This is a genomic window from Pseudomonas vancouverensis, assembly GCF_004348895.1.
Classification (GTDB): Bacteria; Pseudomonadota; Gammaproteobacteria; order Pseudomonadales; family Pseudomonadaceae; genus Aquipseudomonas; species Aquipseudomonas vancouverensis.
Genome location: NZ_RRZK01000032.1, coordinates 289,235 through 315,353 on the forward strand (window position 1 = coordinate 289,235; position 26,119 = coordinate 315,353).

Here is a 26,119-nt window from a genome sequence, read left to right on the forward strand (position 1 = left end):
CTCTGTATTTCCCTTGGATGAAAGAATCGTTTCGCACTGCTCGACGTGCTGTGGGCGGCTCCTTCGTGGCCGCAAAAAGTTGACCGGGTTTCTTGAAATCTAGACCCTTGCGCTGATTTGCGCTGCCTTGATCATTGCGCCACAAAGTCTTTCCTGGCAACCGCTTATTGACGATTTGCAAGGTACTTTCACCGCTCGTCCGAACGCACGCCGAGGGTCCGACACTCTGATTTACTAAGTTACAGGTGCCAAACGACAACTGTGCGTCAACGTCAGGACTGTCGGCACAAGCGGTTCAAGGGATTTATCGCTCTACACGAGTGAAGGGGCAAGGAGGCGGGACACCATGACCAGAGTGGTTCTGGAGATCGATACGCAGCTGTATCGATTACTCCAATCATCAGCCGAGACCCATCATCTGAGCCTCGAGGAGGAGTGCTGCCGACGTTTGCGCAGCGGCGAACAGCGTTCGCATTACTTGCAGGCATTATTGGCAGAGTTGCGCGCCGAGGATGAACAACGGCGCGCCAACGCTCGATGATTACTTCTTCTTCGCCGGAGCTGCGGCTTTCGGGCAATCGGATTCCTGGAAGCTGGCGGAGCCGACAGGGCGATTGGTCTTCACCTCGGTAAAGTCGTAACGCATGATCGCGCCCTTGGCCATCAGCTTGCGGAAACCCGGGTTCCGGCAAACCGAAGCGCCCAACTGGAAATACACGGCCTTGGGGTCTGCACGCATCTTGTCGGCGTGGCTGCTTTGCACGCTCAGATGGTTGATCAGCACATTGCCTTCGGCGGTGTAGCCCTGGTCGAGAATGTCTTCGTTGATCGCCCGTGGAGTACCGACGCTGCTTTGTTCAGCGACGTTGCGCAGCTCTCGGCTCAGATTCTGCTCTTTGAGGGACGCGGCCTGAGCGCAGAAAGACGACGCCAGTAAAAGAGCCGCGGTAGGAACGATAAGGCGCAGCATGAAGTTCTCCTGGTTCAGTGATGGGGCTTTGACCCGTCACGTGACTATGCGTTCAGTGGCGGCGAATTATAGGGGAGCGGGTCTGGACGGTACAGGCTTGCGCCGGCCTCTCTGGTAAACTGCGGGTACTTTTTGCCCTGCCGAGTGTTTTTCGTGTCGATTTCCCTTTCCTGGCGGCGTTGCCCGCGATGAGCCAAGCCCCTGCGAGTTTTGCGATGAATGCCGTCGCGCGTTTGCGCGACCAGCGCGAAGAGGAGGGCATCAAGCCGATTCAGGCCCGTGGCTGGCGCGCAGCACGTTGCCGTGATTGTCGGGTGATCGAAAGCCATTGCCTGTGCGCCTGGCGCCCACAGGTCGAGACGCGTTCCGGCGTCTGCCTGATCATGACCAACAAGGAAGTGTTCAAGCCGAGCAATACCGGCTGGCTGATTGCCGATGTGGTGCCGGATAACCATGCGTTCATCTGGTCGCGCACCGAAGTCGATCCACGGTTGCTGGCGTTGTTGTCCGACCCGCAATGGCAGCCTTACCTGGTGTTTCCGGGGGAATATGTCGAACCCGAGCGCGTGACCAACAGTGTTGATCTCGAAAGTTCGAAACGGCCGCTGTTCATTCTGTTGGATGCGACCTGGACCGAAGCCCGCAAGATTTTTCGCAAGAGCCCGTACTTCGACGGCTTGCCGATTCTCAGCCTGCTGCCCGAGAAACTCTCGCGTTATCGCTTGCGGCGTTCAACCCGCAGCGAGCACCTGTGCACGGCGGAAGTCGCCGCGCTGTGCCTGGATCTGGCCGGTGATACCCAGGCCGCATCGGCGCTGGATGCGTATTTCGATGTGTTCAGCCAGCACTACCTCGATGCCAAGCATCAACTGGACATGAACGTTTCGACCCCGGCCCACACCGAGTTGATGCCTTATATTCAGTCGCCACTGCCAGCGCTGGAGTGATTGTCGCCCATACTGCAATAAAGTCTCTCGACCACGCGGCTTGACCACCCCGGCAACGCTGGGCATGCTTGGCGCCGATCAGGTGCGGCCAGAGTTTGAAACGCTGTTTTTTTGCGTTGAACGTGCCTTGTTCATGCAGCTTCCTGGCTGTGCCTTGAGCTGTCCTGGCAAGTCCCGAATGCATTGGGCGTCCCCTGAAGAACAGGATCATTTGAAGAATGGCCACATACGACATCCTGATTGCCGATGACCACCCGCTGTTTCGCAGTGCCCTGCACCAGGCGCTGACTATGGGCCTTGGCCCGGATGTACGGCTGGTGGAGGTGGCGAGCATTGCCGAGCTGGAAAGCCGCCTCACCGAAAAATCCGATTGGGATCTGGTCCTGCTCGACCTGAACATGCCAGGGGCCTACGGTTTTTCCGGCCTGGTGCTGTTGCGCGGCCAGTACCCGCAGATTCCAGTGGTCATGGTCTCGGCCCAGGAGGAGGCGACCATCATGGTCAAGTCCCGCGAGTTCGGTGCCAGTGGTTTCATTCCCAAGTCCAGCGACCTGGCCGTTATCCAGCAAGCCGTGCGTGCCGTACTCGACGGTGACGTCTTCTGGCCGCCCCAGGCGTTCGAAGCAGTCAGCGTTTCCGACGAGGCCAAGGCCGCGAGCGAGGGGCTGGCAAGTTTGACGCCGCAGCAGTTCCGGGTGTTGACCATGGTCTGCGAAGGTTTGCTGAACAAGCAGATCGCCTATGAGTTGAATGTCTCCGAAGCGACGATCAAGGCGCACGTGACCGCGATTTTCCGTAAACTGAATGTACGGACCCGGACCCAAGCTGCCTTGCTCTTGCAACAACTTGAGTCAATTTCCAGCCATTAAAGGCTGGTAACTTCACGCTTTTTTGACTTTGGTTGAACTAGCTTTCCCACTTCTTTTTATCAGTTGCCCACTCTATGTCACCTTTCAAAGGCCAGACCGGCCTCAAACGCATTCTCAACGCCTCGGGTTATTCACTTGACGGCCTGCGCGCAGCTTTCACCGGTGAAGCCGCCTTTCGCCAACTGGTATTGCTCAACGTCATCCTGATTCCGCTGTCGTTTTTCCTGAACGTCAGCCGTGCCGAACATGCGTTGCTGATCGCGGTGTGCCTGCTGGCATTGATCGTCGAGTTGCTCAACTCTGCAGTGGAAGCGGCGATTGACCGGATTTCCCTTGAGCTGCACCCGCTGTCCAAAAATGCCAAGGACATGGGCAGTGCCGCCCAGTTCGTGGCCCTGAGCATGATTGCCATCGTTTGGGCGGTGATCCTGCTTTAAGCGATGCTCGGCAGCACGATCTCGTCGCTGCGCTGAACCCCGGCGGTGAAGGCGCGGCACAGATCGAGGAACTCGCGCATGGCCGAGGTCTGATATTTCTGTTTATGCCAGATGAAGTAGAACTGTCGCGCCAGATCCAGATCCGGCGTCTCGACAGGCACCAGGCTGCCGCGACGAAACGCGTCGCGCAATGCCAGCCTGGAAATACAGCCAATCCCCAAGCCTGATTCCACGGCCCGCTTGATGGCTTCGGTGTGCTCAAGTTCCAGGCGGATATTGAGTGAGGTGCGGTGATGACGCATCGCCTGATCGAAGGTCAAGCGCGTGCCCGAGCCCTGTTCACGCAAGATCCAGGCTTCGTGGCTCAACTCATCCATGGTCGCCGTACCGCGTGAGGCCAGCGGATGCTGGGGAGCGCAGAAGACCACCAGTTCGTCCTCGACCCAGCTCTGCACTTCGATATCCGGGTGACTGCAATCGCCTTCGATCAGACCCAGATCAATTTCGTAATGCGCCACCTGTTGCACAATATTGGCGGTGTTCTGCACATGCAGCTTCACCTGGCTTTCCGGGTGGCGTTGCATGAAGCTGCCGATCAGCAGGGTCGCCAGGTAGTTGCCGATGGTCAGGGTCGCGCCGACCGCCAGTGAGCCGAAACCGGATTTGCCGTTGAGCAGGTCCTCGATTTCCTTGGCCTGGTCGAGCAGGGCTACGGCCTGCGGTAACAGCTGTTTGCCCAGGGCATTGAGGCTCAGGCGTTTGCCGGCACGGTCGAACAGCTGGCAGCTGCACTGACGCTCCAGTTCGGTGATGGACGTGCTCGCCGCCGATTGCGACAGGTTGAGCAGGCCCGCAGCACGGGATACGCTTTCCTGCTGGGCGACGGCGACGAAGACTTGAAGTTGACGGAGAGTAAATCGCATATCGATATAACCGATAACCCTTATCTTAATAATCCATTTAACAGATATTGTCTCTGCCTTTAGAATGCGATGCAATTGCGCAGAGCCCGCAATCTTTTGTAATACGGCACGCGCAGACAATATTCCCAGGAGTCCCACGTACATGAGCAACATGAACCACGAGCGTGTCCTCAGTGTTCACCACTGGAACGACACTCTGTTCAGCTTCAAGTGCACCCGCGATCCGGGCCTGCGCTTCGAGAACGGTCAGTTCGTGATGATCGGCCTGCAACAGCCCAACGGCCGCCCGCTTATGCGCGCTTACTCGATTGCCAGCCCGAACTGGGAAGAGCATCTCGAGTTCTTCAGCATCAAGGTTCCTGATGGTCCGCTGACTTCGCAGTTGCAGCACCTGAAGGAAGGCGACGAGATCATCATCAGCAAGAAGCCTACCGGCACGCTGGTACTCGACGACCTCAAGCCTGGCAAACATTTGTACCTGCTCAGCACCGGTACCGGTCTGGCACCGTTCATGAGCGTCATCCAGGATCCGGAAACCTACGAGCGTTTCGAAAAAGTGATCCTGTGCCACGGCGTGCGTTACGTCAACGAAGTCGCTTACCGCGAATTCATCACCGAGCACCTGCCGCAGAATGAATTCTTCGGCGAAGCGCTGCGTGACAAGTTGATCTACTACCCGACCGTGACCCGCGAGCCGTTCGAGAACGAAGGCCGCCTGACCGACCTGATGCGCAGCGGCAAGCTGTTCAGCGACATCGGCCTGCCGCCGATCAACCCGCAGGACGACCGCGCCATGCTGTGCGGCAGCCCGAGCATGCTTGACGAGACCAGCGAAGTGCTGAACAGCTTCGGTCTGAAAGTCTCGCCGCGGATGCGCGAGCCGGGTGATTACCTGATCGAGCGTGCGTTCGTCGAGAAATAAGCGGCACTGAAACCTGTGGGAGCGAGCTTGCTCGCGATGACGATCTGTCAGACAACATGGATGTTGAATGTCTAACCGCTATCGCGAGCAAGCTCGCTCCCACAAAAGCAAAAACCCGCATTGCCCGAGAAGGCAATGCGGGTTTTTTCGTTTCTGGCGCCTAGACCTTCGCGGGAATGACTTCCAGGATCCGGATCGAATCCGCTGTCGGATAGTGCCAACGCACATCCAGATCCCAGAACTGCGCCCCATATTCCCTTTCCGGTGCGGGCGTCTGGTACGCCGGGCGAGGATCCTGCGCCAGACACTGCTCAATCAACTCAATCAGCGGCTCAGCAAGGCGCTGAGCGTGCCCGTGAGCCTGTTGCAGGGCGCTGTCGGTCCACCGAACGGGGATCAGCTGTGGTGCGGCGCTGGCGATGCTGTTGGAGGCACTGTCGATGATATCGGCATAAGGCACGTAGGGCTTGATGTCGAGAATCGGAGTGCCATCCAGCAGATCAATGCCCGAGATCCACAAGCGGTTGGCCTCGACCTTGTCCAGCTTGACCACCGACTGGCCGATGCCATTGGGCCGATGCGTCGCGCGGGTGGCGAACACGCCCATGGATTTGTTGCCGCCCAGGCGTGGCGGGCGGACCTTCAGACGCGGCTTGTCTTCCAGTGCCTGGTGGAACAGGAACAACAGCCAGACGTGACTGACCTGCTCCAGCCCCTGCACCGCATCGCCCTGATCGAAGGGCGCCACCAGTTCCAGCACGCCACGGGCAGCCGGTGCCAGTTGCGGCTGGCGCGGGATGGCGAATTTTTCCTTGAAACAGGAACGCACAAAGCCGATGGGGGAAACGCTGTAGGTCATGGTCTGGGGTCGCGGCGGGACAGAGGCGGGCATGATAACCCGAGTTACCGCCGGACCTTCATTCCAACATCTTGCCCAGCAACCAGCTCCCCGCCGGCCCCGGTGGCCGCAAGCGTGACCACAGAGCATCGACCGAGACGGTTTTCGGCCAGCCGCGTACGTTCAGCTCCTGCAGCGTTCCCGGCCCGAAGCGTTCCACCAGCCAGCGCGGTAAAGGCGCCCAGCCGAAGCCGCCTTGGGCCATTTCCAGCAGCATCAGGTAACTCGGCGCAGACCACACGCGACCTTTAGCGCGGCTTTCGTATGGATTGACGATGGTCGCCAGGCGTAGCTCGCGATGCTGCTGTAGCTGGTCCTGATCGACAGAATTCAGATTCGCCAACGGATGCCCGTGGGATACGAACAAGGCGATTTCCGTGCGTTCGTCCACCGTCGAACTGACCAGGTCCGGCGGGTAGCTGTCCTGCATTTCCGCGAATGCCACGTGGGCGCGGCCGCTCTGTACCAAGGCCACCAGGTCATCGCATTCGGCGATCAGGCATTCGAGTTCGAGGTCCGGATAACGCTGCTCGAAAGCGCTGAGCGTCGCTTCGAAGCGGTCGGACTGATACGTATCGGAAAGTGCCACGGTCAGCTTGGCTTCCACGCCTTGGGCGAGCTGGCTGGCGGTGATTTGCAGGCGACTGGTGGCCGCCAGGATGTCCTCGGCCCGTTGCAGCATGACGTGGCCGGCGGGTGTCAGGGTCGGCTTGCGACTGCTGCGGTCGAACAGCGTCAGGTTCAGGTCGATTTCCAGGCTGGCAACCGCCGCGCTGATGGTCGACTGACTGCGCCCGAGCTTGCGTGCTGCCGCCGAAAACGAGCCTTGGGTAGCGGCTTCGACAAACGCCAGCAACACTTCGTGGGAGGCCATGAACTATCGCCTTGATCGATGGTTATTAGTTATGAAGTATCGACGCGATGATGGATCATGGCAACCACAGTCACTCAAGGAGTCTGGCCATGAGCGCCAACAAATCCATTACCGAACGTATTTTCCAGGCCATGGGCTTTGAACTGCTGGCCATTCTGATCTGTACCCCGTTGCTGGCCTGGATCATGGATAAGCCGATGCTGGAAATGGATGCCGTTACTGTGGTCATCGCCTTGCTCGCGCTGGCCTGGAACGTGCTGTTCAACGGCCTGTTCGACCGGCTGCTCAAGCGCTACGCGATTGCGCACAACGCCTGGACGCGTGTGGTACATGCGCTGCTGTTCGAGGGCGGCCTTGTGGCCATGGGCGTGCCGTTGATTGCCTGGTGGTTGAGCGTCAGCCTGTGGCAAGCGTTCCTGCTGGACATCGGCGTGCTGCTGTTCTTCCTGCCGTACACCTACGTGTACCACTGGGTCTATGACACGGTGCGCGAGCGGCTGCTGGTGCAACGTTCTTGCGTGGAATAAACACAAGGGTCGCAACCTGCAACAGGCGGCGACCCTTTGTCGTTGATGCTTACAAAAACATCCCGCCCGACGCCTCGATGCGCTGGCCATTGATCCATTGGCTGCCCGGCGCTACCAGTAGCGCAATCGCAGCACCAATGTCATCCGGCAACCCGGCACGGCCCAGCGCCGTATTGTTCGCCACCAGTTGGTTAAGCTGCGGATTGTCCCGCACCGCGCCACCGCTGAAGTCGGTTTCGATGGCCCCCGGCGCGAGGATGTTCGCGCTGATGTTGCGCGCCCCCAGTTCCTTGGCCTGATAGCGGGTCAACACTTCCATCGCGCCTTTCATCGCCGCGTAGGCGCTATGCCCCGGCAGGCTGAAACGGGCCAGACCACTGGAAATGTTGATGATGCGCCCACCATCGTTGATCAGCGGCAACAGGGTCTGTGTGAGGAAAAACGGCCCTTTGAAATGGATGTTCACCAGCAGGTCGAACTGTTCCATGGTGGTGTCGACGAAGTTCTCGTGCAGGCCGATCCCGGCGTTGTTGATCAGGAAATCGAAGCGCTCGCGACCGAACCGGTCACGCAACACGTCGGCGACCGCCTTGCCGAAAGCGCTGAAGTGCTCACTCTGGCCGACATCCAGTTGCAGCATGGCGGCGCGCCCGCCGAGTTGTTCAATCTCCGCGACCAGGGCTTGTGCCTCATCGGCGCGGCTGTTGTAAGTACCGATGATGTCGATGCCTTGCGCGACCAGGTGCAGGGCGGCGTTTTTACCCAGGCCTCGGCTGGCGCCGGTGATCAGTGCGATTTTACGAATCATGGGAATTCCTCTTGGGCAGTGAACGGTTGATGTGAGGAAGTTTATTTATCCGTACAGGGGTGATAAACAGAGTGAAATCGGAATCACTGGTCGGTTTATCCGAATAATAAACGAGCAAAACCATGAACAAACTGGACCTGTTGCGCACCTTCGTCCGCGTCAGCGAAATGTCGAGTTTCACCTTGGCCGGCGAAAGCCTGGGCCTGCCGCGCTCGACGGTGTCCGAGCATGTCCAGGCCCTGGAAGGGTTGCTGGGCACCCGTTTGCTGCAACGCACTACCCGCAGGGTTCAGGCAACGCAGGACGGCCTGGTGCTGTACGAGCGCAGCAAGGATCTGTTGTCGCACATGGACGAGATCGAAGGCCTGTTCCGTCAGGATGAAGCCTCGCTTACCGGGCGTATCCGCATCGACTTGCCGAACATTCTCGGGCGTCGCGTGGTCATGCCGCGTCTGCCGGAGTTCATGGCCAGGCACCCGCTGCTGGAGCTGGAAATCAGCAGCACGGACCGTCGCGTCGACCTGCTTGCCGAAGGTTTCGATTGTGTGGTGCGGGTTGGCGCGCAACCGGATCAATCGGTGGTGGCCCGGCATTTGTGCGACTTCGCCATGGTCAATTGCGCCAGCCCCGCGTACTTGCAGCGTTATGGCGTGCCGCAGTGCCTGGAGGATCTGGCGCAGCATCGACTGGTGCACTACGTCGGCGTATTGGGTGGGCGTTCCGAAGGGTTTGTGTATGAGCGCGACGGGCAGGTGCAGCGGCTGCCGATGAATGGCAGCGTCACGGTCAACAGCACGGATGCGTATGAGTCGGCGTGTCTGGGGGGCTTTGGCTTGATACAGGCGCCGAGGATGGGCATGCATCAGTACCTGAACAGGGGAGAACTGGTGGAGGTGTTACCGCAGTTCAGCGCGCCGTCCATGGAGGTCTCGTTGCTGTATGCGCGGCAACGGCATCTGCCCTTGCGGGTCAGGGTGTTCATGGACTGGTTGGGGGAGGTCGTCAGGTCTGCTACGCAGATCTGATGTGGGAGCGGGCAGGCTCGCTCCCACAGGGGCAGCTGTCAGTCGCCGGATTTATACGTGGAAGTAGCCCACGCACGAATCGAACGGCAGGCGCTTGAGCTCGATCTTGTTCAGGTCCAGCACTTCACGCAGGGCTTTGGTTTCGCCCGGGAAGTTACGGTAGGCCACTTCATCCAGCACCACGATGGCGCCTTTTGGCATGTATGGCAGGAAAGTCTGCAGGGCGACTTTGGTCGACTCGTACAGGTCGGTGTCGAGGATCAGCATGGCCACGACCAGGTCCGGACGGGTCTTGACCCACTCCGGTACGGTCTTGACGATGTCGCCCTTGACCAGTTCGCAGCGCGGGATGCGGTTGACCGGGCGGAGCAGGTCGTTGGCGTCGATCATGTCCTGGATCAGCGACTGGTCGGTGTCGGCGAACATGGTTTCGTTGACGTCGGCCGGGTCTTCCTTCTTGTCGATGCTCTGGAAACCTTCGAAAGTGTCGAAGCCGACGATCGAACGGTTGATCGCGTACGGTTCCAGGATCATCGACAGGTGCATGTAGAGCATCAGCGAGTTGCCCTTGTACACGCCACACTCAATGATCGCGCCGGGTACTTCGGCGACTTTCTTGAACAGTTCCATGCGCGACAGCGCAGCGGTCACACCGATGCGGTTGGCGAAGACGAACGGCGCGTCGGCCACGTACTCGGCATCGACCCGTTTCAGGACGTTGGCACGGGTTTCGTTGTACTGGGCTTCGGCGGGTGTAATGCGACGCTTGGTCATTGCTGGATTCCCTGGAAATTCGAAAAGTCGTGGACATGGAAATAGTCTTTGAAACCGGCGCCGACGTCCGGGCAGGCGCTGTCGACGTTGACCGCACCGCGCTGGTGGCGCAGGTCGTCGAGGTGCATCAGGCGAAAGTCCACACTGAAGCGGGTTTGTTGCGTGTAATTGGGCACGGTGCCGTGCAGGTGCGAACCGGAGAACACCAGCATGTCGGCGGTGTTGCCGGCGATGCGCAGCTCGCAGGCCTGGTTGATCTCCTCAGTCGGCACCGGGTGCTGGCGCGCTTCTTCCTTGACGTTGTCCTTGGCCCGTTGGCGTTGTACACCAATCCAGTCGGACAGGCTCCACTGCGCCGAGGTGTTTTTCACCGGCACGTCGAAATAGGCCGGGTTGATCATCATGGTCTGGTCGGGCTGGATGGTGTAGACCGGCATCCAGGTGTTGATCTGGCAGTCGACCCCGCCGTACCAGGTATCGCGATGCGGCTTGTACGCATAGCTGACGCCGGCGTGCAGGTAGTCGTAGTTGGGCACCACGCGGATGCGCGGTACGTCAAAAATGAATTCTTCGGGCGCTGCACCGATTTCGTCGGTGAAGCTGCGGATCAGTTCCTTGGCCCGCAGGCTGTTGGTGAACTGGCCCTTGAGGCGCGTGACCAATACCACGAACTCTTCCACCGGCATCATCGTGTGCAGCGCCTGATGGTTGGTCTCACCGTCAAAGGCTGCGGTGATGCTTTCCTGGGCAAACGTGCAGAGGTCCTTCGCTGCCTTCAATTCGGTGTTCAAAAAGATGTCGCCGGCGTAAATGGCGCTTTTGAAGTCAGCGTGCTTGCGCAGCTGATTGATGAATAAGTTCACGGTACTGACCCCTGAATACTTTGGCTCTCTCTAGAGTCGGCAAAGCAGAAGCAAACTGAAGCACAATTGTGCAACGAACGAAGCAATGCCCGGCCCGCGCGACGAAATGCACGCGTCGCCAGGCCGGAATGCAAACACCCCGTCGCGATGACTCGCGCCGGGGTGTCGGTAAAAGGTAAGCGATCAGAACAGCTTGGTGAACAGCCAGTACAGACTGCCCGACAACAGAATTGCCGCCGGCAGGGTCAGCACCCAGGCCATCAACAGGTTACGGATGGTCTTCATCTGCAAGCCGCCGCCGTTGGCGACCATGGTCCCGGCCACGCCCGAGGAAAGCACGTGAGTGGTCGACACCGGCAGGCCGAACATGTCGGCAGCGCCGATGGTCAGCATGGCCACGGTTTCCGCCGAAGCGCCCTGGGCGTAGGTCAGGTGGGTCTTGCCGATCTTCTCGCCGACCGTCACCACGATGCGCTTCCAGCCGACCATGGTGCCGAGGCCCAGGGCGATGGCCACGGCGATTTTTACCCACAGCGGGATGAAGCGGGTCGAGGCATCGATCTGCTGCTTGAACAGTTGCAGCTTGTCGTTGGTGTCGGCGTCGAAATTGCCGACCTTGTTCTTGTCCATCAAGCGAATGGTTTCGCTGGTCAGGTACATGTCGTTCCGCACGTTGCCCACGGCTTCGACCGGGACTTTCGACAGCGAGCCATAACCCTTGACCTCGGCGCCGATGCTGCCGGTCAGTGCGGCGAGCGCCGGGACCAGCTGCGGCGTGGCTTCCTTGGTGCGCACGTAATCGGACAGGATCGGCCGCGGATCCGCCGGGGCCGGCAGCGGCGCAGCTTTCACCAGCGCTTGCTGGGTCACTTCAGCCACCGCCGCGAACTGCAAGGCCTGGTCCGCGGGCATGGTGCGGTTCAGGGCATAGGCCATCGGCAGCGTGCCGACAAGAATCAGCATGATCAGGCCCATGCCTTTCTGGCCATCGTTGGAGCCGTGAGCGAAGGATACTCCGGTGCAAGTCACGATCAACAGGCCGCGAATCCACCATGGCGGTGGGGTTTCGCCCTTGGGTTCCTTGTACAGCGCGCGATTCTTGACGAAAGCGCGCAGGGCCAGCAGCAACAGCGCGGCACAGCCGAAGCCGACCAGCGGCGACAGCAGCAGCGCGTAACCGATCTTGGTCGCTTGCGCCCAATCCACGCCGCTGGTGCCATCGCGTCCGTGCATCAGGGCGTTGGCCACGCCGACGCCGATGATCGAACCGATCAGGGTGTGCGACGACGAGGCCGGCAAGCCCAGCCACCAGGTGCCGAGGTTCCACAGGATCGCGGCGATCAGCAGGGCGAAGATCATCGCGAAACCGGCGGACGAGCCGACTTGCAGGATCAACTCCACCGGCAGCAGGGCGATGATGCCGAAGGCGACCGCGCCGCTGGACAGCAACACCCCGAGGAAGTTGAAAAAGCCGGACCAGACCACCGCCACATTCGGCGGCAGCGAGTTGGTGTAGATCACCGTAGCCACGGCGTTGGCGGTGTCGTGAAAGCCGTTGACGAACTCGAAGCCCAGGGCGATCAACAGTGCCACGCCCAACAGCAGAAACGGCGTCCAGGTGGTGACTGCGGTGCCGAGTTCGTTGACGTCATGCATCAGGCTGTAAGCGGTGAACAGCAAGCCGATCGCCAGCACGATGACAAACACGACAATGGTGATCAGGCCGGGTTTCTTGTCGAGTTGCGGTCTGGCGCTACCGGTGGGGGTCGGGGCTGCGGTGAATGAGGGCGTAGCCATACCTGACATTCCTGAAGAGGGAAGGAGTATCAGTGATAATCGTTGCCAATTGTTACAAGGAGACTGCTCTGGGTCAGTGTTTGGTTTTTTTGCAGGGCCGCTGATCTGAAGTCGAGCGCGAAAACCAATGTGGTAGCGAGCCTGCTCCGGGCGGCGTTCCGACGAAAGCGGACTGGCATTCAACATCTTTATTGAATGTTTTGCCCTCTTCGCGAGCAGGCTCGCTCCCACAGAGTTGCAGGGATGTTCAGTAATCGCGCTGCTTGCGAAACGCCCAGCGCCCGGCAATCACGGTAAAGGTGGCCACCAGCGCTACCAGAATCCAGAAGCCTTCCGGATCACCCGACAAGGGGATGCCGCCAACGTTCATGCCGAAGAAACCGGCGATGATGTTGATCGGCAGCGCCAGCACCGTGACCATGGTCAGGGTGAACAGCGTGCGGTTGGTCTGTTCGTTGATGTTGGCCGCAATCTCTTCCTGCAACAGCTTGATCCGCTCGCCCAGGGCCATCAGGTCGTTGATGATCAGCGCAAACTCTTCGGTGGATTTGCGCAACTCCTTCACGTCTTCCTTCTGCAGCCACTGCGGCGGGCGATTGAGCAATCGCAACAAGGAGCCCGGCTCCAGCGCGAGCAGGCGTTGCAGGCGCACCAGCACGCGGCGGTTGGCACCCAGTTCGGCGCGGTTGGTGGACAGGCGGGAGGAGAGCAATTCGTCTTCGATCTGGTCCACGCTCTGGCTGGTCTTGCGCACGATCTGGGTCAGCACTTCGCCCTGGTCGCGCAACAGGTGCACCAGCAATTCCAGCGGCGAGCGAAAGTACTCACCGGCCTTTACCGATGAACGCAACTTGTCCACCGAGTGCAGCGGTTGCAGACGTGCGCTGATGATCAGTTTGCTGCGCGCGCACACCCACAAGGTCGAGACGTCGGAGGAGACCATGTTGCTGAGGTTGAACACCACGTCGTTGACCACCGCCAGCAACGCCGAGTCGATGTGCTCGATGCGCGTCGAGCGTGAGCCTTCATGCAGCGCTTCGAAAAATTCGTCGGGCAACTCCAGGTGGCTCTTCATCCAGCGCTCGCACGCCGCATGGGCGAGATTGAGGTGCAGCCAGAGAAACTGTTCGTCGCTGTCCGGCTGTCGCAGGTACTGCAGGGCCTCGGACGAATTGATTTCCCGACCGGCCTCGCCCGGGCGAAAACTGAAACCGTAAAGCAGGCCGAACAGATCCGGGTCGCGATGGCTTTGATCGATGCTGTGGTTCATGAGGGCTCGCAGGGAGAGAGGTCGTGCGCGGGTTTGACAGGTTCACCTGAGCGGCATCATCGCAAGGAAAAATGACGGTTATGTGACAGCAAAAAGACCGCAAAGCATTGCTCTACCGGTGGTCGGATTTTTCTCAAGAACCGCTCTGGCACGCCGATTACGCATGAGTTAAGTTGCGCGCCCTCGGCCCGTCAGCCGAGACCGCAGACAGGGAAGTCCGGACATCTTTCACGCCATTGCAGGCGTGCCTCATTCCTGTCATGAGTACCTTTCGATGCATTTGCAAAAGTCCCTGAGAGCGCAAATTCTCGCCCTGCTGAGCGGCAGCCTGCTGGCGACGCTGTTGATCGCGCTGGCCTGCTTTCACTTCCTGTCCAGCGGCGTGCAAAGCTACGCCAATCTGATCCAGGGTCCGTTGCATACTTCGCAACTGATCGACGAAGCCAACCTGCAATTCAAGATTCAGGTACAGGAATGGAAAAACGTGCTGCTGCGTGGCAAGCAGCCGGCGGACCTGAGCAAGTACTGGTCACAATTCGAGGACCGTCAGCGCGACGTGCAGAACATCCTCGGCGAACTGGCGGTACAGAAGGGCATCGAACCGCAGCTCAAGACTCGCATCGAACGCCTGCGTGAGGAGCATCGACTGCTCGGCGCGGCCTACCAGAAGGGACGTGATGCTTATGTGGCCGCGGGCGGCGATCCAACCGCAGGTGACAACGCAGTCAAGGGCGTGGACCGTGCTGCCAGTGAGCAAATGAGCGACCTGGTCAATGAGCTGCGCAAGCAGGGTAACGAGCAGTCGAAGTCGATCAGCGCGAGTGCCGAACAAACGGTGATGGTGGGCATCATCGTGCTGTTGGCGTCGGGCTTGTTGATCGGCCTGTTGAGCCTGTGGCTGGTCAACCGCAACCTGGTCGAACCGATCCGCAAACTGATCGACTACGTGGCGCAACTCAGCCAGGGCAAGTTTGCCGAACGCGTGGCCAGCAGCCGTCAGGACGAACTGGGCAAACTGGCTATGGCCGCCAACACCCTGCGCGACTTCCTCGCGGAAACCTTCAGCCACTTGCAGCGCAGCGCCTCCGACCTGGACAGCGCCAGCGGCGAGCTCAACTCGATTGCAACGGTCATGGCCGGCGGCACCAGCGAACAGTTCAACCGTACCGATCAGGTGGCCACGGCCATGAACGAAATGTCCGCCACCGCCCAGGAAGTTGCTCGCCATGCCGCCGACGCTGCACGTGCTGCCGACGATGCCGACCAGTCCGCCCAGCAGGGTGAAAAGGTCATGCAGGGCACCATTCACACCATCACCCGCATGCGCGGTGAAATCGCCAACACCGCCACTGTGATCCGCCAACTGGAAACTGACAGCGGTCGCATCGGCAAGGTGCTGGAAGTGATTCGCGGCATCGCCGAACAAACCAACCTGCTGGCGCTCAACGCAGCCATCGAAGCGGCCCGTGCCGGCGAGGCCGGTCGTGGTTTTGCGGTGGTGGCCGACGAAGTACGCAGCCTGGCCCAGCGCACGGCGGCATCGATCATCGAGATCAACCAGATCATTCAAACGGTGCAGACCGGCGCGATCGAAGCTGCGCAAGCCATCGAAAGCGGCCAGTCGCGCAGCGAGGAAAGCGTGCAGCAAGTGACCGAGGCCGGCGCCATGCTCGAACGCATCACCCTGGCCGTGGAAGCCATCCGCGACATGAATCGCCAGATCGCCACCGCCGCCGAAGAGCAGACCTCGGTGGCCGAAGACATCTCGCGCAACCTCACGGAAATCACCAGCATCGCCAGCACTAACCTGGACAACGTGCAGCGCACGGAAGCGGCGAGCAACAACCTGCACGGTTTGTCCGGGCAGTTGAATCAGGTGACGGCGCGTCTGAGCGCGTGAGGCAAAGGGCTGTGTACCGGGTTGCTTACCGTGTCGGTACACAGTCGATCTCAAAACAGACCCGCGGGTGTCGATGATGGGGGAATCTGAACCCCACATGGAGTATCCCGCATGGTCAACATTTCTTCCGTCACCATCACCCAGTCGCCCGCCACCACAACCAAGACCACCGCCAGCAGTGACACCACCGACAACTCATCCGTGACGGCGACCTCGTCGGCCGCCACCGACAGCAGCAAAGTGGCCGCCGGTGGTGCGCCGGCGTCGGGCGACAGCAGCTCCAGCTCCAGCAGTGAATCCGATTCGGTGAAAGAGCTGCGCAAGCAGATCGCCGAGTTGCAAAAACAATTGCAGGAAGAAATGCAGCAGCTGCAGGCAGCCCAAGCCAAGCAGGAAGACGCCGACGCCAAGGCCGCCGATGTGTCGGCCGCTCAATCGCAGATTTCGGCGACGACCGGGTCTTTGCAGACGGCGACTGCATCGTTGTTACAGGCGTTGCAGGATGAGGGCGGGAGTACGTCGGGGGCGTTGGTTAGCACGTCGGCTTAGAAGTGCTCAGCAAACAATAAAAGCCGCACAACCTCTCAAGTCGTGCGGCCTTGTACTAACTGCTTACTTGTCTTGTTTATTCTTCAAGACCTTGCCGTTGGATGCGTCAATATCGACATCCCATTCAATGTTCTTCGCATCGCGCAATTCAACTTCATATTCATAACCATTGAAGTGGTTATCCAGTTCAGTCTTGGTAATCGTTGCGCCGGGATGAAGGTCCAGAGCGATCTTGTTCAGCTCCTCCAGCGGCTTGATTTTACCGTCCTTGACCAGTTGAGGGATCTCGTCGACACGAACGTCAGCCTGTGCCAAACCAGCGGTGAGGGTCAGGGCAGCGGCGGTAAACAATGCAGTCAGGGTCTTCATGGAATTCTTTCCTTGGTTAAGTTGTTCAAGTGAGTTCAGGTTAGTCGTATCAACTTAATTCAGACTTAATTCGTAAAAGCATCACGGTCGAGGATCAAAAGCCATTGTTCTGCAACACCTGCCCCACGCTCGCTGCCGCCGGGCGCTTGTAGAACTTCAACAGCTCGCCGGCTCGATTGGTGAAGATGCCATCGACCCCGGCTGCCATGACCTTCTGATAATCCAGCGCATCGTCGACAGTGTAGACATGCACCAGCAGACCCTGGTCGTGGGTGTATTGGTTCATCCACGGCTGCACCAGGTCTGAATAACTCTGATCGCCGCCCTGGGTCAGCGCCGCTGAAGGGCCGGTGCCGATGGCGCCTTGAGACTTGGCGTAGTCGACCCAGCGCTGGAATTCGGCTTTGTCCCTGGGTTCCTGTTTCGCGTACCAGGCCGCTTTGTCTTTCTCACCGGATTCGGCAAAGGTCACTGTGGATTTGGGTTCGATACTGCCTGCACCCACCCACAGCAGCAGGACTTTCGGTACTTGCGGCATTTCCTTGTGCAGCAACTCCAGGCTGCTCTTTTCGAAGGTTTGCAAGATCACCTTGCCGTTGCCCTGACCGACCGCCAGCTCGTTCTTCGTCGGTTTGGCATCGGCTGGAATCAGCCAGCCGCGTGCCTGCAGTTTCTGCTTGAGGTCATGTTCGATACCGGGAAACTGCTTCGGCTCCTTGGTTTCGATGTACAGCCCCGGTTTGTGCAGCAGGTTGCCTTCGGCAATGTCGATGACTTCATCCAGCGTCAGCACCTTCAGGCCGGCGAACGCCGGGCGTGCGCGATCCGGGTGGGCGCTGTTGAACCAGCTGCCGGCGTCCAGGGTTTTCAGCTCGGCCATGGTGAAGGCATTGGCCGGGCTGTCCTTGCGCTCGGGAAACTTGCCGGCGACGTCGGTGGTGCGTTGCAGGTTGTTGTCGTGCAGGACAAACAGCACGCCATCCTTGCTGCGCTGCAGGTCCATTTCCAGATAATCGGCGCCCAGGTCGCGGGCCGTGGTGTAGGCGGCAGCGGTGGATTCCGGCGCATCGAAGGAGGCGCCCCGGTGGGCAATGACCGCCGGGTGCGGGATGCCCAGTCGCGCCGCCAGCGCTGTGGGGGAGGGTTCACTGGCAGCTTGAGCGTGACCGAGGCCGAGCAGCAGGCTCAGCACCAGCGCGTTGCGGGTAAGGGTTGCAGCCATGGTCGAGGTCCTTTCGCAATGAGTGAGCGGTCTCTTTTAACAACTGAACATGGCAGTCGCTATCACCAGACCGACACAAACCTGTCCGATGCCGGGTTTTTTCCGAGTCTTTTAGTTACTCTTGGTGTCGGCCATTTCCCCGACAGAGGGAAAAACACCGGCATGCCTTGCGTGTAAACCATCGATCACCGGTCCATCGTGACCTTCCGTGAGGTTTACCATGCGCATCACTTCCCAGCTCATCTGCCAGGCTGCCGACCAGCTCAAAGGCTTCGTCGGCCTCAACCGCAAGACCGGCCAGTACATCGTGCGTTTCAGTGAAGACGCGTTCGGCATGGACGTGGCGGATGACGGCATCATCCCCAGCAGCGAATTCGTCTGGGCCGCCGGGCCTGAGCAGGCCATGACCCTCAGGCGCGAACTGATCCAGTTGCTGCTCGATCACAACATCGATGAGCGGATCAACATCACCGAGCCGTTGCGGGTGTACATGAAGCGACAGGACGTGCCGCAGATTACGGCGCTGCGCAGTTTGGTGCGGGGCTGAAGCTCTGCGGTGATTTCATCGACCCCTTCGTCGGAACGCCGCCCGGAGCAAGCTCGCTCCCACAGGGGATGTGTGTTGATCACAGAATTTGTGCCCAACCCGATATAAACTGTGGGAGCGAGCTTGGTCCGGGCGGCGTTCCGACGATAGCGGACTCTGGAACAACGCATTACTTACAAACTGAAGCCATAATCGCGCTCAACCCGACACACCCGCGTATGACACCGCGCATACCAGGTCGAGCGCCCACGTTCACGAATGGCCGTGTGTTCCGGGTGATGCTTCCACGCCACAATCGCCGCCTCGCTGGTCCAGTAGGAAACGGTAATCCCCAGGCCATCCTCACCCCGTGCCGACTCCACCCCGAGGAAGCCTGGCTGTTCGCGCACCAGTTCGAGCATCCGCGCAGCGGCCTCGGCGTAACCCTGATCGCCCTCCGTGCGCAATGACGTGAAGATCACCGCGAAGTAGGGTGGGGAAGGTGTGTCGGCGATCATGAGCGATGCTCCGCGCAGGCGCTGACGAAGGCCCTTACCAAAGGCGGCAACACGCCTTTGAGTGCGGCACGTTCGGGTTGAAACAGTGTGGCAACAAAGAACGGATGCCCGCTCAACTCCATTGCACGCAAGTCACCTGCCGAATCCCGGCCAACCGAATGAAGGTCAGCCGATAGCAACGCCTGTTCGAATTGCGGATTTACCCCATAACGACAGCGATATCCCTCATGAATCTCGGACACTTCGTACGCGTCGGCGATCAAGGAGCCTTCACGCAGGTGAATGACATCAACCGCTTCCACCAGGGCACAGGTCAGCGGTGTCAGCACTGCCCGGGCCGACTCGGGGGAGGTCTCGCCATGCTCGGCGTCGGCCCAGCCCAGCACATGGCGGGCGTACTCCAGCACGGCGTGTTGAAAGCCGCCGCAGGTGCCGAGGAAGGGCCGCCGTTGTTCGCGAGCGAAACGGATCGCACGGAGTGCACCGTCCATGCTCCGATACGGGCTCGCCGGTACACACCAGAAGCCATCGTACTCATCGAGCGCCGTGTCGGCAGTGATGCTGTCGGTGGCGATCCACTGGAATTGGACATTCATGCCTGTGTGTTCGGTGGCCATATCGAGGGCCACGGGGATGGCTTGGTGGGCGGTGACTTGCGGGTCGTAGTCGCCGATCAGGGCAATGCGAATCGGGCTGTTATCCATGAAGATCCTCTGCTCTTGTTGATTCCTGACGGCCACTATAGATTGGCGTTCACGCAATCAATATTGGCGTTTATCCAAGTGATCAATGCAGCAACGCACTATCGACTGGACTACCCGGACCTGGCCCTGATCCTCGCCCTGGTGCGCGGCGGCTCTCTGGCCCGGGCCTCGCAGCTGCTAAAGGTCGACGTGTCGACGGTGTTTCGTGCAGTGCGCCGGCTGGAAGCTGCACTGGGTCAGCAGTTGTTCGAAAAAAGCCGCGCCGGCTACCTGGCCACCACGCTGGCGCAGACTTTGGCGGAACAGGCCGAGCGCGCGGAACAGGCTCTGGAAGCGGCGCGTATCGGCGTGGAGCAGGGCGGCGAAGTCATCAGCGGTACCGTGCGCCTGACCTGTACCGATTCGGTCCTGCAGGGCCTGCTGTTGCCGGCGCTGGCGCAGTTCATGCCGAACTACCCGGCGCTGACCCTCGAACTCAGCACCTCCAACGATTTCGCCAACCTCAGCCGCCGGGACGCCGACATCGCCCTGCGCCTGACCCGCACACCACCTGAGCATCTGGTCGGTCGACGGCTGGCGGATATTTCCTACCGGGTCTGTGCCAGTGCGCGTTATCTGCAATCGACCGGTACGCGCGATCTTGGCGCTATGACCTGGATTGCCCCGGATGACTTCCTGCCCGATCACCCGACGGTCGTCTGGCGTCGCCAAACCTTGCCGGGCGTGACGCCGGGTTATCGCTGCAACAGCATGTTGTCGGTGACCGAGCTGGTTCGCGCAGGCCTGGGTGTGGCGGCATTGCCGGACTTTCTGATCGGTGACGGGCTGCAACCCTTGAGCGAGCCGTTGCTCGGCTGCGACACCGCACTGTGGTTGCTGACCCGCCCCGACTGCCGGGCGTTGCGCTCGGTGGTCAGCCTGTTTGACGAGTTGGGGCGGGCGCTGAAACTGCCCTGAGACGGGTCAGGCCCTGGGCTCGTCCTTGCGCATGAAGTGCTCATGCATTTCGCTGGTGAGGTTTTCGATGCGCTCGGTGAGGGCCTTGGTCAGTTCGGTCAGGTGCGTGTTTTGCTCCAGCAGCGCCAGCAGTTGCGCGGTGTTTTGTGCCGCTTGCGCCTGTCGCTCGGTGTTGGCGATGGCAAGGGCTTCGCGGTGTTGCGCATCGGCATCGGACTGGGCCTTGTCGCGCGCGGCCTGACGGGTCTGGGCCAGCAGAATCAAGGGCGCCGCATAGGCCGACTGCAGGCTGAACGCCAGGTTGAGCAGGATGAAGGGGTACACGTCGAAGTGGGTGATGCCCAGCAGGTTGATGGCGACCCAAACTGCCACAACGACGGTTTGTGCGCCGAGGAAGGTAGGTGTGCCAAAGAACCGGGCAAAGGCTTCGGCACGCAGGGCGAACTTGTCGGTGCCGAAAGTGGGACCCAGGTGAGCGTGGTGGCGATGAAAGCGCAGGTGGTCAACGGGTTCGGCGGTGCGAGTGTCTTCGGGCTTGGTGGTCATGGTGCTCTCTGCATGGCGCTGGGACAGAGGTTCACTATAGTCCCGGCGTCATCCATGCAGCGCTTTCGTCTGGTTATTCAAATACCGCTGTCGAGGTGTCGAATGCGGTGACACTGACTTTGTTGCGCCCGGTATTTTTCGCGCTGTAGAGCGCTCTGTCCGCCTCTTCGAACCAGGCCGTCGCGTCGCTGAGCGACGATTGGTAAGCGGCCAGGCCAATGCTGAGGCTGACACGCAAATCGGGTACTTCGCTATTGCGGTAGTCCTGCAACACGTTGCGCAAGCGCTCCATGACTTCTCTGGCTTGCTGCAGTGACGTGTTCGGCAGAATCACGCAGAACTCATCACCGCCATAACGTCCCGCCAGATCGCTTTCGCGCAAGTTGCACTTGAGTTCGATGCTCAACTGGCGCAACACCGAATCACCGAGGACGTGGCCGTAGGTATCGTTGATGGCCTTGAAGTGGTCGATGTCGATCAGGGCGATGGCGGCCGGTTCATGGCGCTGCCGGCATTCCTGAAACTTCAGTTGCAGCAAATCCTTCCATGCACCGTGGTTGAGCAGGCCGGTCAGACTGTCGGTGCGACTCAAGGCACTCAGCGTGCGCTTGTGCTCCGACAACTTGATCGCCAGTTGATAGCAGACCATGCCGAGTGCCAGCGGATACAGCGTCAGCATCGGCAGGCAAGCCCAGACCTGCAGTTGCGTGGTTGAGAGTGAGACACCTACGCCGAACAGCGACCAGGCGATCAGCATGCCGGTCAATTGACTCAAGGTGCCCAAGGTGAACAGCCGATAGCCACCGGCGGCGACGTTGTTCATCGCCATCATCGACAGGATGGTCACCGTGGTCAGTGGATTGAATTGAAAGGTCGCGACCCAGAAACCACCACACAGCGAGTCATACAGCAGATTGCGGCGCTCGGCCTTGTAGGGAAAAGCCGAACGAGTCGACAGTTGATAGGCCAGATGCGGCCAGACAAAACCGTTCAGCGCCAGCAGCACCCAGATCCACACGGGCAAGTCGAGCGGGTAAAGCGCGGCGGCGACACTGAGGCTGCCGATGCCCAGACCGATGGTCCGGGGGAGGTAAATGCGTCTGGCAAATGACAAACCCTTGCCGTGTTGTTTATCCATGATGTCCCGCGCCAGATTTATTCTGAAACACATTCCCTAAGTGTCGCAGAGTTACCGTTCATCGGTAAATTTGACGCACATTGTCATTTATTCCAGCACTAATAATCAGTGTCCTTCGAAGCCATTTAATCAGAGCAGGGCGCGCTGGCGCCGGGGTTAGAGCTGATAGCACGCCAGGAACATGTCCAGGGCGGATTCCGCCACCGTGATTTGCTCTTCAGCGGACAAACCCGGCTGGCCCATGGAAATCTGCGGCCAGAAGGCAAAGGATTTGAGCAGGCCGTGGATCTGTTGCGCAGCAAACTCAGGGGCGACCGCTTTCAAGCGGTCATCGGCCTGGGCTGCGCGAATCCACACGGTCAGCCCTTCTTCGCGCTCACCCATGCGGGCCACCATGTCCTGTGCACGCTCCGGGGAGTGAATGGTCGCGGCGATGGCCACGCGCGCCAGATCGAGCAGATTGTCATCGCCCAGCATCTGCAGCTTGGCCATCAGCAGCGCGCGCAACTGCTCGCGTAGAGGCACGTCCGCTCGGTAGGACGTTTCGGTTTCTGCCGTCACCCGAACCCATAACTGATTGAGGATCTCGGCAAACAACTCTTCCTTGCTGGGGAAGTGGTTGTACACCGTGCGCTTCGACACGCCGGCCGTGGCGGCAATCTTGTCCATGCTGGTGATCTCGAACCCGTTGTCACGGAATTCGGCAATCGCCGCCTGGATGATGGCTTCGCGTTTTCGGTCGGTGAGGCGCTTTGGAGCTGTCATAAGTACGTTTTCGGCAGGAAAAGGGAAAATTACACTCGGTAGTTTACTTGTCATCAACTTTGATGCAACCTAGAAACTACACTGTGCAGTGTAATGTTTTGTTAATCCTGCCCAGTCCTAAATAGAAAGTCCGGCTGATGCGTGCGTGCCTTGGCCATTTATCGTCCCAAGCGGAAAATCGTCGTCGTGCGGTTTTTCTGGAGTCATTCAGTCATGGCCAATGCAAACTCCCCGGCGCAAGACGCCCAGGCACCTGAAGCGTCGCGACAGGCTCAAGGGCAGTACCAGAACTTCACGCCCGTTCAGCGTTTGAGCTTCGGTAAAACCATGAACATCCTGTGGAACGCGATTTTCAATAAACCGCGTAATACCCGTCCGAGTGCTCCGGTCCCGGTGCAGCCGCTGACGCAAGCGGCCCTGATCGCTGCGCCCAATCACAGCGTCTATCGCCTCGGCCACTCCACAGTGCTGCTCAAATTGCGCGACAAGTTTTGGATCACCGACCCGGTCTTCGCCGAGCGTGCCTCGCCGGTGCAATGGGCGGGACCGAAGCGTTTCCACCAGCCCCCCATCAGTCTGGAACAGTTGCCGCCGATCGAAGCGGTCATCCTGTCCCACGATCACTACGACCACCTCGATCATCAGGCCGTACTGAAACTGGCGGACAAGACCCGCTACTTCCTGACACCGCTGGGCGTGGGTGACACCTTGATCAAGTGGGGCATCGATGCCGCCAAGGTCCGCCAGTTCGATTGGTGGCAAGGCACCGAAGTCGAAGGCATCCAGTTCATCGCCACGCCGTCCCAACACTTCTCAGGCCGCGGCCTGCTCGATGGCAACCGGACGTTGTGGGCCTCATGGGTGATGATCGATGGCGACACGCGCATCTTCTTCAGCGGTGACAGCGGCTACTTCGACGGCTTCAAACGCATCGGCGAACGCTTCGGCCCATTCGACCTGACCCTGATGGAAACCGGCGCCTACAACGTCGACTGGCCGCAGGTGCACATGCAGCCGGAACAAACCCTGCAAGCCCACATCGACCTCAAGGGCCGCTGGCTGCTGCCGATCCACAACGGCACTTTCGACCTGTCGACGCACGCCTGGTTTGAGCCCTTCGACCGCATCCTGGCCCTGGCCTGGGATCGCAGCGTATCGATCACCACGCCGCAGATGGGCGAGGCGTTCAACCTGATGTACCCGCGGCGGGGCGAGGCGTGGTGGCTGGAGGTGGAGCAACAACCAGCCTATGAAAACCAGAAAAGCGCCGGTTGAGTCGGCTACAAACCAGAGTGAACATTCATACGTGTGACAGTGAGAGGGGATGACGGACAATTTACAGCGCTTCGGTAGGCTGAAAACCGGGTGAAATCAGTCACCTGTTTCAGTTATCAAGGATGCTTACATGGACGTAAAGTTGAACGGCTGCATGAAGCGGCTGACCGGGGCAACCATGCTTTTGATGGTTATGAGCATGGCGACGGCCGCCAGCGAAACCCCGCTGGAGTATTTGAATGTCGATGAAATCAATCAGCAGATGGGCCGTGGTCAACTGACTTCTGTCGCGCTGGTGCAGCACCTGTTACAGCGGATCGAAAGACTGGACAAAAACGGACCGGCGATCAACGCCATCATCGAGCTGAACCCCGATGCACTGCTCATAGCCCAGGCAATGGACAAGGAACGAAAGGCAGGCCACATCCGCGGACCCTTGCATGGTGTCCCGGTGTTGCTCAAGGACAATATCGACACCTCCGATCAGATGCAGACCACTGCCGGCTCTGTGGCCATGATCGGTGAGCCCGCCGCGCAGGATGCCTTTATCGTGCAACGGCTCAGGTCGGCCGGGGCTGTGATTCTCGGCAAAACCAATCTCAGTGAATGGGCCGCCTTCCGCGACCCCGCCATCCCCAGCGGCTGGAGCGGGCGCGGCGGACAAACGAAAAATCCGCATCTGCTGAACGCCGATGTTTGCGGTTCCAGTTCTGGTTCCGCAGCCGCCGTTGCTGCTGGCTTCGCACCGTTGAGTATTGGAACGGAAACCTCCGGCTCGATCATCTGCCCTGCTTCGATGAATGGTGTAGTGGGTGTCAAACCCACGGTGGGTTTGTTAAGCCGAAGCGGCCTCATTCCGGTCACTCAAAAGCTGGATACACCGGGACCCATGACACGCACGGTACGCGATGCGGCGTTGCTGTTGAATGCCTTGGCGGGGGACGATCCTGCCGATCCGATACGAAAGCCCCGGGCGCTGACAGGTGTGGATTATACGGCCCTGTTACGCACCGACGCCTTGGTCGGCAAGCGTATCGGCTACCCTGCCAAATTCGATCACAGTGAGTTACCGCTGCAGGATGACCCCCAGTTTTCTCAAGCCTTGGAACGTATGCAGTCTGCCGGTGCAACCCTGATTCCTGTGGAACTGATCGACCCGGTTTCGCAACGGGTAGAAGAGGCATTTCATATGGGGATCAAGCGAGACTTGCCTGGTTACCTGGCCACTCGAACGAGCATTCCCGCGCGAACGCTGGAAGACCTGCTGTTGCTGAATGCCGCCTATGGTGATGGCCACAACCAGGATACGTTATTGGCTGCGGGTTCCATTGACGTTGACGAAGAAATCTACAATGAACTCTGGCAGAGCATTCAACGTGAAAACGCTGCTGCCATCGACCGCCGGCTGGCTACGTACCAACTGGATGCGATTGTCTCGGACGTCTCATCGCCCGCCATGAATGTCGTACCGCTGGCAGGTTATCCCGGCATTATGCTGCCTTCGGGAATGGATGATGAAGGCATTCCCACCTCGATTTTCTTCTTCGGTCCCCGCTGGAGTGACGCGAGACTTCTGGCATTGGCTTACGGTTATGAACAGGCTTCTCAGGAGCGGCGGACGCCAGCGTTCAAGCCCTGACATGGGCATTGGCAGGAATTTACATCAGCTGAAAACCACTTCAATTCGGCCTTCCTTGCGTGAGCAGGGGGGCCGATTTGACGCCGGTTTTCGCATCTCGTCCAAAC

General features: G+C 59.6%; 29 protein-coding genes. 13 read left to right on the forward strand and 16 right to left on the reverse strand.

The annotated features are described in order from the left end of the window. Nucleotides 1-346 precede the first annotated feature (346 nt). Nucleotides 347-541: a hypothetical protein gene (locus tag EIY72_RS25500; RefSeq protein WP_093214999.1), complete on the forward strand. Its 195-nt coding sequence runs from the start codon at nucleotides 347-349 to the stop codon at nucleotides 539-541. Here EIY72_RS25500 and EIY72_RS25505 read toward each other — a convergent pair whose 3' ends face one another. After that, a complete protein-coding gene (locus EIY72_RS25505) occupies nucleotides 542-970 on the reverse strand; it encodes a PA3611 family quorum-sensing-regulated virulence factor (protein WP_093215003.1) in 429 nt (142 codons plus the stop codon). A gap of 188 nt (nucleotides 971-1,158) precedes the next feature. Here EIY72_RS25505 and EIY72_RS25510 point away from each other — a divergent pair, with 188 nt between their 5' ends. From EIY72_RS25510 to EIY72_RS25520, 3 genes are all read left to right on the forward strand, one after another. After that, nucleotides 1,159-1,917, forward strand: coding sequence for a tRNA-uridine aminocarboxypropyltransferase (locus tag EIY72_RS25510; protein ID WP_093215007.1), 759 nt, complete (start codon nucleotides 1,159-1,161; stop codon nucleotides 1,915-1,917). A 218-nt stretch (nucleotides 1,918-2,135) separates the two neighbouring features. Continuing rightward, nucleotides 2,136-2,786, forward strand: coding sequence for a response regulator transcription factor ErdR (gene erdR, locus EIY72_RS25515; RefSeq protein WP_093215011.1), 651 nt, complete (start codon nucleotides 2,136-2,138; stop codon nucleotides 2,784-2,786). A 74-nt stretch (nucleotides 2,787-2,860) separates the two neighbouring features. Continuing rightward, nucleotides 2,861-3,223, forward strand: a complete 363-nt coding sequence (locus EIY72_RS25520; protein ID WP_093215015.1) for a diacylglycerol kinase — start codon at nucleotides 2,861-2,863, stop codon at nucleotides 3,221-3,223. On the opposite strand, the gene EIY72_RS25525 is transcribed toward EIY72_RS25520, so the two are convergent. Beyond that, entirely contained in the window at nucleotides 3,220-4,146 is a 927-nt protein-coding gene (locus EIY72_RS25525) for a LysR family transcriptional regulator (protein WP_093215020.1), read from the reverse strand. The two genes, EIY72_RS25520 and EIY72_RS25525, sit on opposite strands and share 4 nt — an antisense overlap. A 142-nt stretch (nucleotides 4,147-4,288) precedes the next feature. Here EIY72_RS25525 and fpr point away from each other — a divergent pair, with 142 nt between their 5' ends. Continuing rightward, nucleotides 4,289-5,068: a ferredoxin-NADP reductase gene (gene fpr, locus EIY72_RS25530; RefSeq protein WP_003443014.1), complete on the forward strand. Its 780-nt coding sequence runs from the start codon at nucleotides 4,289-4,291 to the stop codon at nucleotides 5,066-5,068. 160 nt (nucleotides 5,069-5,228) lie between these two features. Here the strand turns inward: fpr and tsaA are convergent, their stop codons facing one another. Both tsaA and EIY72_RS25540 read right to left on the reverse strand, forming a co-directional pair. Beyond that, nucleotides 5,229-5,927 (reverse strand): tRNA (N6-threonylcarbamoyladenosine(37)-N6)-methyltransferase TrmO, encoded by a 699-nt coding sequence (gene tsaA / locus EIY72_RS25535; RefSeq protein WP_093215024.1) that lies wholly within the window; start codon nucleotides 5,925-5,927, stop codon nucleotides 5,229-5,231. 58 nt (nucleotides 5,928-5,985) lie between these two features. Further along, nucleotides 5,986-6,840, reverse strand: a complete 855-nt coding sequence (locus tag EIY72_RS25540) for a LysR family transcriptional regulator (RefSeq protein WP_093215029.1) — start codon at nucleotides 6,838-6,840, stop codon at nucleotides 5,986-5,988. Nucleotides 6,841-6,929: 89 nt separating this feature from the next. Here EIY72_RS25540 and EIY72_RS25545 point away from each other — a divergent pair, with 89 nt between their 5' ends. Continuing rightward, nucleotides 6,930-7,367, forward strand: a complete 438-nt coding sequence (locus EIY72_RS25545; protein WP_093215033.1) for a multidrug/biocide efflux PACE transporter — start codon at nucleotides 6,930-6,932, stop codon at nucleotides 7,365-7,367. A gap of 49 nt (nucleotides 7,368-7,416) precedes the next feature. Here the strand turns inward: EIY72_RS25545 and EIY72_RS25550 are convergent, their stop codons facing one another. Then, a complete protein-coding gene (locus EIY72_RS25550; protein ID WP_093215036.1) occupies nucleotides 7,417-8,175 on the reverse strand; it encodes an SDR family NAD(P)-dependent oxidoreductase in 759 nt (252 codons plus the stop codon). Between the two features lie 122 nt (nucleotides 8,176-8,297). Here EIY72_RS25550 and EIY72_RS25555 point away from each other — a divergent pair, with 122 nt between their 5' ends. Beyond that, complete coding sequence (locus tag EIY72_RS25555; protein ID WP_093215039.1) at nucleotides 8,298-9,200, forward strand: LysR family transcriptional regulator; 903 nt, start codon at nucleotides 8,298-8,300, stop codon at nucleotides 9,198-9,200. Nucleotides 9,201-9,251: 51 nt separating this feature from the next. Here EIY72_RS25555 and EIY72_RS25560 read toward each other — a convergent pair whose 3' ends face one another. The 4 genes from EIY72_RS25560 to EIY72_RS25575 all read right to left on the reverse strand — a co-directional run bounded on the left by EIY72_RS25560 (nucleotide 9,252) and on the right by EIY72_RS25575 (nucleotide 13,904). After that, nucleotides 9,252-9,974, reverse strand: coding sequence for a TylF/MycF/NovP-related O-methyltransferase (locus EIY72_RS25560; RefSeq protein ID WP_093215044.1), 723 nt, complete (start codon nucleotides 9,972-9,974; stop codon nucleotides 9,252-9,254). Beyond that, a complete protein-coding gene (locus EIY72_RS25565; protein WP_093215049.1) occupies nucleotides 9,971-10,837 on the reverse strand; it encodes a 2OG-Fe(II) oxygenase family protein in 867 nt (288 codons plus the stop codon). Before EIY72_RS25565 ends, EIY72_RS25560 begins: the two co-directional genes overlap by 4 nt. Nucleotides 10,838-11,020: 183 nt before the next feature. Continuing rightward, nucleotides 11,021-12,634 carry an inorganic phosphate transporter gene (locus EIY72_RS25570; protein WP_093215053.1) on the reverse strand — a complete coding sequence of 538 codons (1,614 nt, stop codon included), beginning with the start codon at nucleotides 12,632-12,634 and terminating at the stop codon, nucleotides 11,021-11,023. 247 nt (nucleotides 12,635-12,881) lie between these two features. Next, nucleotides 12,882-13,904: a transporter gene (locus EIY72_RS25575; RefSeq protein ID WP_093215057.1), complete on the reverse strand. Its 1,023-nt coding sequence runs from the start codon at nucleotides 13,902-13,904 to the stop codon at nucleotides 12,882-12,884. Nucleotides 13,905-14,178: 274 nt separating this feature from the next. Between EIY72_RS25575 and EIY72_RS25580 the strand changes: the two genes are divergently transcribed. Both EIY72_RS25580 and EIY72_RS25585 read left to right on the forward strand, forming a co-directional pair. After that, nucleotides 14,179-15,804, forward strand: a complete 1,626-nt coding sequence (locus EIY72_RS25580; RefSeq protein WP_093215068.1) for a methyl-accepting chemotaxis protein — start codon at nucleotides 14,179-14,181, stop codon at nucleotides 15,802-15,804. Between the two features lie 111 nt (nucleotides 15,805-15,915). Next, nucleotides 15,916-16,353 (forward strand): hypothetical protein, encoded by a 438-nt coding sequence (locus tag EIY72_RS25585; RefSeq protein WP_093215074.1) that lies wholly within the window; start codon nucleotides 15,916-15,918, stop codon nucleotides 16,351-16,353. 63 nt (nucleotides 16,354-16,416) lie between these two features. Here the strand turns inward: EIY72_RS25585 and EIY72_RS25590 are convergent, their stop codons facing one another. Together EIY72_RS25590 and EIY72_RS25595 are read right to left on the reverse strand one after the other, a co-directional pair. Beyond that, complete coding sequence (locus EIY72_RS25590) at nucleotides 16,417-16,722, reverse strand: PepSY domain-containing protein (protein ID WP_093215077.1); 306 nt, start codon at nucleotides 16,720-16,722, stop codon at nucleotides 16,417-16,419. Nucleotides 16,723-16,816: 94 nt separating this feature from the next. Then, the gene (locus EIY72_RS25595; RefSeq protein ID WP_093215080.1) at nucleotides 16,817-17,944 is read right to left on the reverse strand and encodes a glycerophosphodiester phosphodiesterase; all 1,128 of its coding nucleotides are present in this window, start codon (nucleotides 17,942-17,944) and stop codon (nucleotides 16,817-16,819) included. 220 nt (nucleotides 17,945-18,164) lie between these two features. On the opposite strand from EIY72_RS25595, the gene EIY72_RS25600 reads away from it, so the two are divergent. Then, nucleotides 18,165-18,491 (forward strand): DUF2025 family protein, encoded by a 327-nt coding sequence (locus tag EIY72_RS25600; protein WP_093215083.1) that lies wholly within the window; start codon nucleotides 18,165-18,167, stop codon nucleotides 18,489-18,491. Between the two features lie 173 nt (nucleotides 18,492-18,664). Here the strand turns inward: EIY72_RS25600 and EIY72_RS25605 are convergent, their stop codons facing one another. Together EIY72_RS25605 and EIY72_RS25610 are read right to left on the reverse strand one after the other, a co-directional pair. Next, nucleotides 18,665-18,988: an antibiotic biosynthesis monooxygenase family protein gene (locus EIY72_RS25605; protein WP_093215086.1), complete on the reverse strand. Its 324-nt coding sequence runs from the start codon at nucleotides 18,986-18,988 to the stop codon at nucleotides 18,665-18,667. Next, nucleotides 18,985-19,692 (reverse strand): CTP synthase C-terminal region-related (seleno)protein, encoded by a 708-nt coding sequence (locus EIY72_RS25610; protein WP_093215089.1) that lies wholly within the window; start codon nucleotides 19,690-19,692, stop codon nucleotides 18,985-18,987. Before EIY72_RS25610 ends, EIY72_RS25605 begins: the two co-directional genes overlap by 4 nt. 15 nt (nucleotides 19,693-19,707) lie before the next feature. Between EIY72_RS25610 and EIY72_RS25615 the strand changes: the two genes are divergently transcribed. Beyond that, the gene (locus tag EIY72_RS25615; RefSeq protein ID WP_093215093.1) at nucleotides 19,708-20,649 is read left to right on the forward strand and encodes a LysR family transcriptional regulator; all 942 of its coding nucleotides are present in this window, start codon (nucleotides 19,708-19,710) and stop codon (nucleotides 20,647-20,649) included. A 6-nt stretch (nucleotides 20,650-20,655) separates the two neighbouring features. On the opposite strand, the gene EIY72_RS25620 is transcribed toward EIY72_RS25615, so the two are convergent. The 3 genes from EIY72_RS25620 to EIY72_RS25630 all read right to left on the reverse strand — a co-directional run bounded on the left by EIY72_RS25620 (nucleotide 20,656) and on the right by EIY72_RS25630 (nucleotide 23,098). Continuing rightward, entirely contained in the window at nucleotides 20,656-21,195 is a 540-nt protein-coding gene (locus EIY72_RS25620; protein ID WP_093215097.1) for a DUF1003 domain-containing protein, read from the reverse strand. Nucleotides 21,196-21,268: 73 nt separating this feature from the next. After that, the gene (locus EIY72_RS25625) at nucleotides 21,269-22,333 is read right to left on the reverse strand and encodes a diguanylate cyclase (protein ID WP_093215103.1); all 1,065 of its coding nucleotides are present in this window, start codon (nucleotides 22,331-22,333) and stop codon (nucleotides 21,269-21,271) included. Nucleotides 22,334-22,489: 156 nt separating this feature from the next. Next, nucleotides 22,490-23,098: a TetR/AcrR family transcriptional regulator gene (locus EIY72_RS25630; protein ID WP_093215108.1), complete on the reverse strand. Its 609-nt coding sequence runs from the start codon at nucleotides 23,096-23,098 to the stop codon at nucleotides 22,490-22,492. Between the two features lie 213 nt (nucleotides 23,099-23,311). On the opposite strand from EIY72_RS25630, the gene EIY72_RS25635 reads away from it, so the two are divergent. Together EIY72_RS25635 and EIY72_RS25640 are read left to right on the forward strand one after the other, a co-directional pair. After that, nucleotides 23,312-24,373 (forward strand): MBL fold metallo-hydrolase, encoded by a 1,062-nt coding sequence (locus EIY72_RS25635; RefSeq protein WP_093215113.1) that lies wholly within the window; start codon nucleotides 23,312-23,314, stop codon nucleotides 24,371-24,373. A 130-nt stretch (nucleotides 24,374-24,503) separates the two neighbouring features. Next, nucleotides 24,504-26,012: an amidase family protein gene (locus EIY72_RS25640; protein ID WP_093215118.1), complete on the forward strand. Its 1,509-nt coding sequence runs from the start codon at nucleotides 24,504-24,506 to the stop codon at nucleotides 26,010-26,012. Nucleotides 26,013-26,119: the final 107 nt, after the last annotated feature.

Coding starts and splice junctions, on each gene's coding strand:
- EIY72_RS25500 (WP_093214999.1), top strand. CDS start 347: ATGACCAGAGTGGTTCTGGAGATCGATACGCAGCTGTATCGATTACTC.
- EIY72_RS25505 (WP_093215003.1), bottom strand. CDS start 970: ATGCTGCGCCTTATCGTTCCTACCGCGGCTCTTTTACTGGCGTCGTCT.
- EIY72_RS25510 (WP_093215007.1), top strand. CDS start 1,159: ATGAGCCAAGCCCCTGCGAGTTTTGCGATGAATGCCGTCGCGCGTTTG.
- erdR (WP_093215011.1), top strand. CDS start 2,136: ATGGCCACATACGACATCCTGATTGCCGATGACCACCCGCTGTTTCGC.
- EIY72_RS25520 (WP_093215015.1), top strand. CDS start 2,861: ATGTCACCTTTCAAAGGCCAGACCGGCCTCAAACGCATTCTCAACGCC.
- EIY72_RS25525 (WP_093215020.1), bottom strand. CDS start 4,146: ATGCGATTTACTCTCCGTCAACTTCAAGTCTTCGTCGCCGTCGCCCAG.
- fpr (WP_003443014.1), top strand. CDS start 4,289: ATGAGCAACATGAACCACGAGCGTGTCCTCAGTGTTCACCACTGGAAC.
- tsaA (WP_093215024.1), bottom strand. CDS start 5,927: ATGACCTACAGCGTTTCCCCCATCGGCTTTGTGCGTTCCTGTTTCAAG.
- EIY72_RS25540 (WP_093215029.1), bottom strand. CDS start 6,840: ATGGCCTCCCACGAAGTGTTGCTGGCGTTTGTCGAAGCCGCTACCCAA.
- EIY72_RS25545 (WP_093215033.1), top strand. CDS start 6,930: ATGAGCGCCAACAAATCCATTACCGAACGTATTTTCCAGGCCATGGGC.
- EIY72_RS25550 (WP_093215036.1), bottom strand. CDS start 8,175: ATGATTCGTAAAATCGCACTGATCACCGGCGCCAGCCGAGGCCTGGGT.
- EIY72_RS25555 (WP_093215039.1), top strand. CDS start 8,298: ATGAACAAACTGGACCTGTTGCGCACCTTCGTCCGCGTCAGCGAAATG.
- EIY72_RS25560 (WP_093215044.1), bottom strand. CDS start 9,974: ATGACCAAGCGTCGCATTACACCCGCCGAAGCCCAGTACAACGAAACC.
- EIY72_RS25570 (WP_093215053.1), bottom strand. CDS start 12,634: ATGGCTACGCCCTCATTCACCGCAGCCCCGACCCCCACCGGTAGCGCC.
- EIY72_RS25575 (WP_093215057.1), bottom strand. CDS start 13,904: ATGAACCACAGCATCGATCAAAGCCATCGCGACCCGGATCTGTTCGGC.
- EIY72_RS25580 (WP_093215068.1), top strand. CDS start 14,179: ATGCATTTGCAAAAGTCCCTGAGAGCGCAAATTCTCGCCCTGCTGAGC.
- EIY72_RS25585 (WP_093215074.1), top strand. CDS start 15,916: ATGGTCAACATTTCTTCCGTCACCATCACCCAGTCGCCCGCCACCACA.
- EIY72_RS25590 (WP_093215077.1), bottom strand. CDS start 16,722: ATGAAGACCCTGACTGCATTGTTTACCGCCGCTGCCCTGACCCTCACC.
- EIY72_RS25595 (WP_093215080.1), bottom strand. CDS start 17,944: ATGGCTGCAACCCTTACCCGCAACGCGCTGGTGCTGAGCCTGCTGCTC.
- EIY72_RS25600 (WP_093215083.1), top strand. CDS start 18,165: ATGCGCATCACTTCCCAGCTCATCTGCCAGGCTGCCGACCAGCTCAAA.
- EIY72_RS25605 (WP_093215086.1), bottom strand. CDS start 18,988: ATGATCGCCGACACACCTTCCCCACCCTACTTCGCGGTGATCTTCACG.
- EIY72_RS25610 (WP_093215089.1), bottom strand. CDS start 19,692: ATGGATAACAGCCCGATTCGCATTGCCCTGATCGGCGACTACGACCCG.
- EIY72_RS25620 (WP_093215097.1), bottom strand. CDS start 21,195: ATGACCACCAAGCCCGAAGACACTCGCACCGCCGAACCCGTTGACCAC.
- EIY72_RS25625 (WP_093215103.1), bottom strand. CDS start 22,333: ATGGATAAACAACACGGCAAGGGTTTGTCATTTGCCAGACGCATTTAC.
- EIY72_RS25630 (WP_093215108.1), bottom strand. CDS start 23,098: ATGACAGCTCCAAAGCGCCTCACCGACCGAAAACGCGAAGCCATCATC.
- EIY72_RS25635 (WP_093215113.1), top strand. CDS start 23,312: ATGGCCAATGCAAACTCCCCGGCGCAAGACGCCCAGGCACCTGAAGCG.
- EIY72_RS25640 (WP_093215118.1), top strand. CDS start 24,504: ATGGACGTAAAGTTGAACGGCTGCATGAAGCGGCTGACCGGGGCAACC.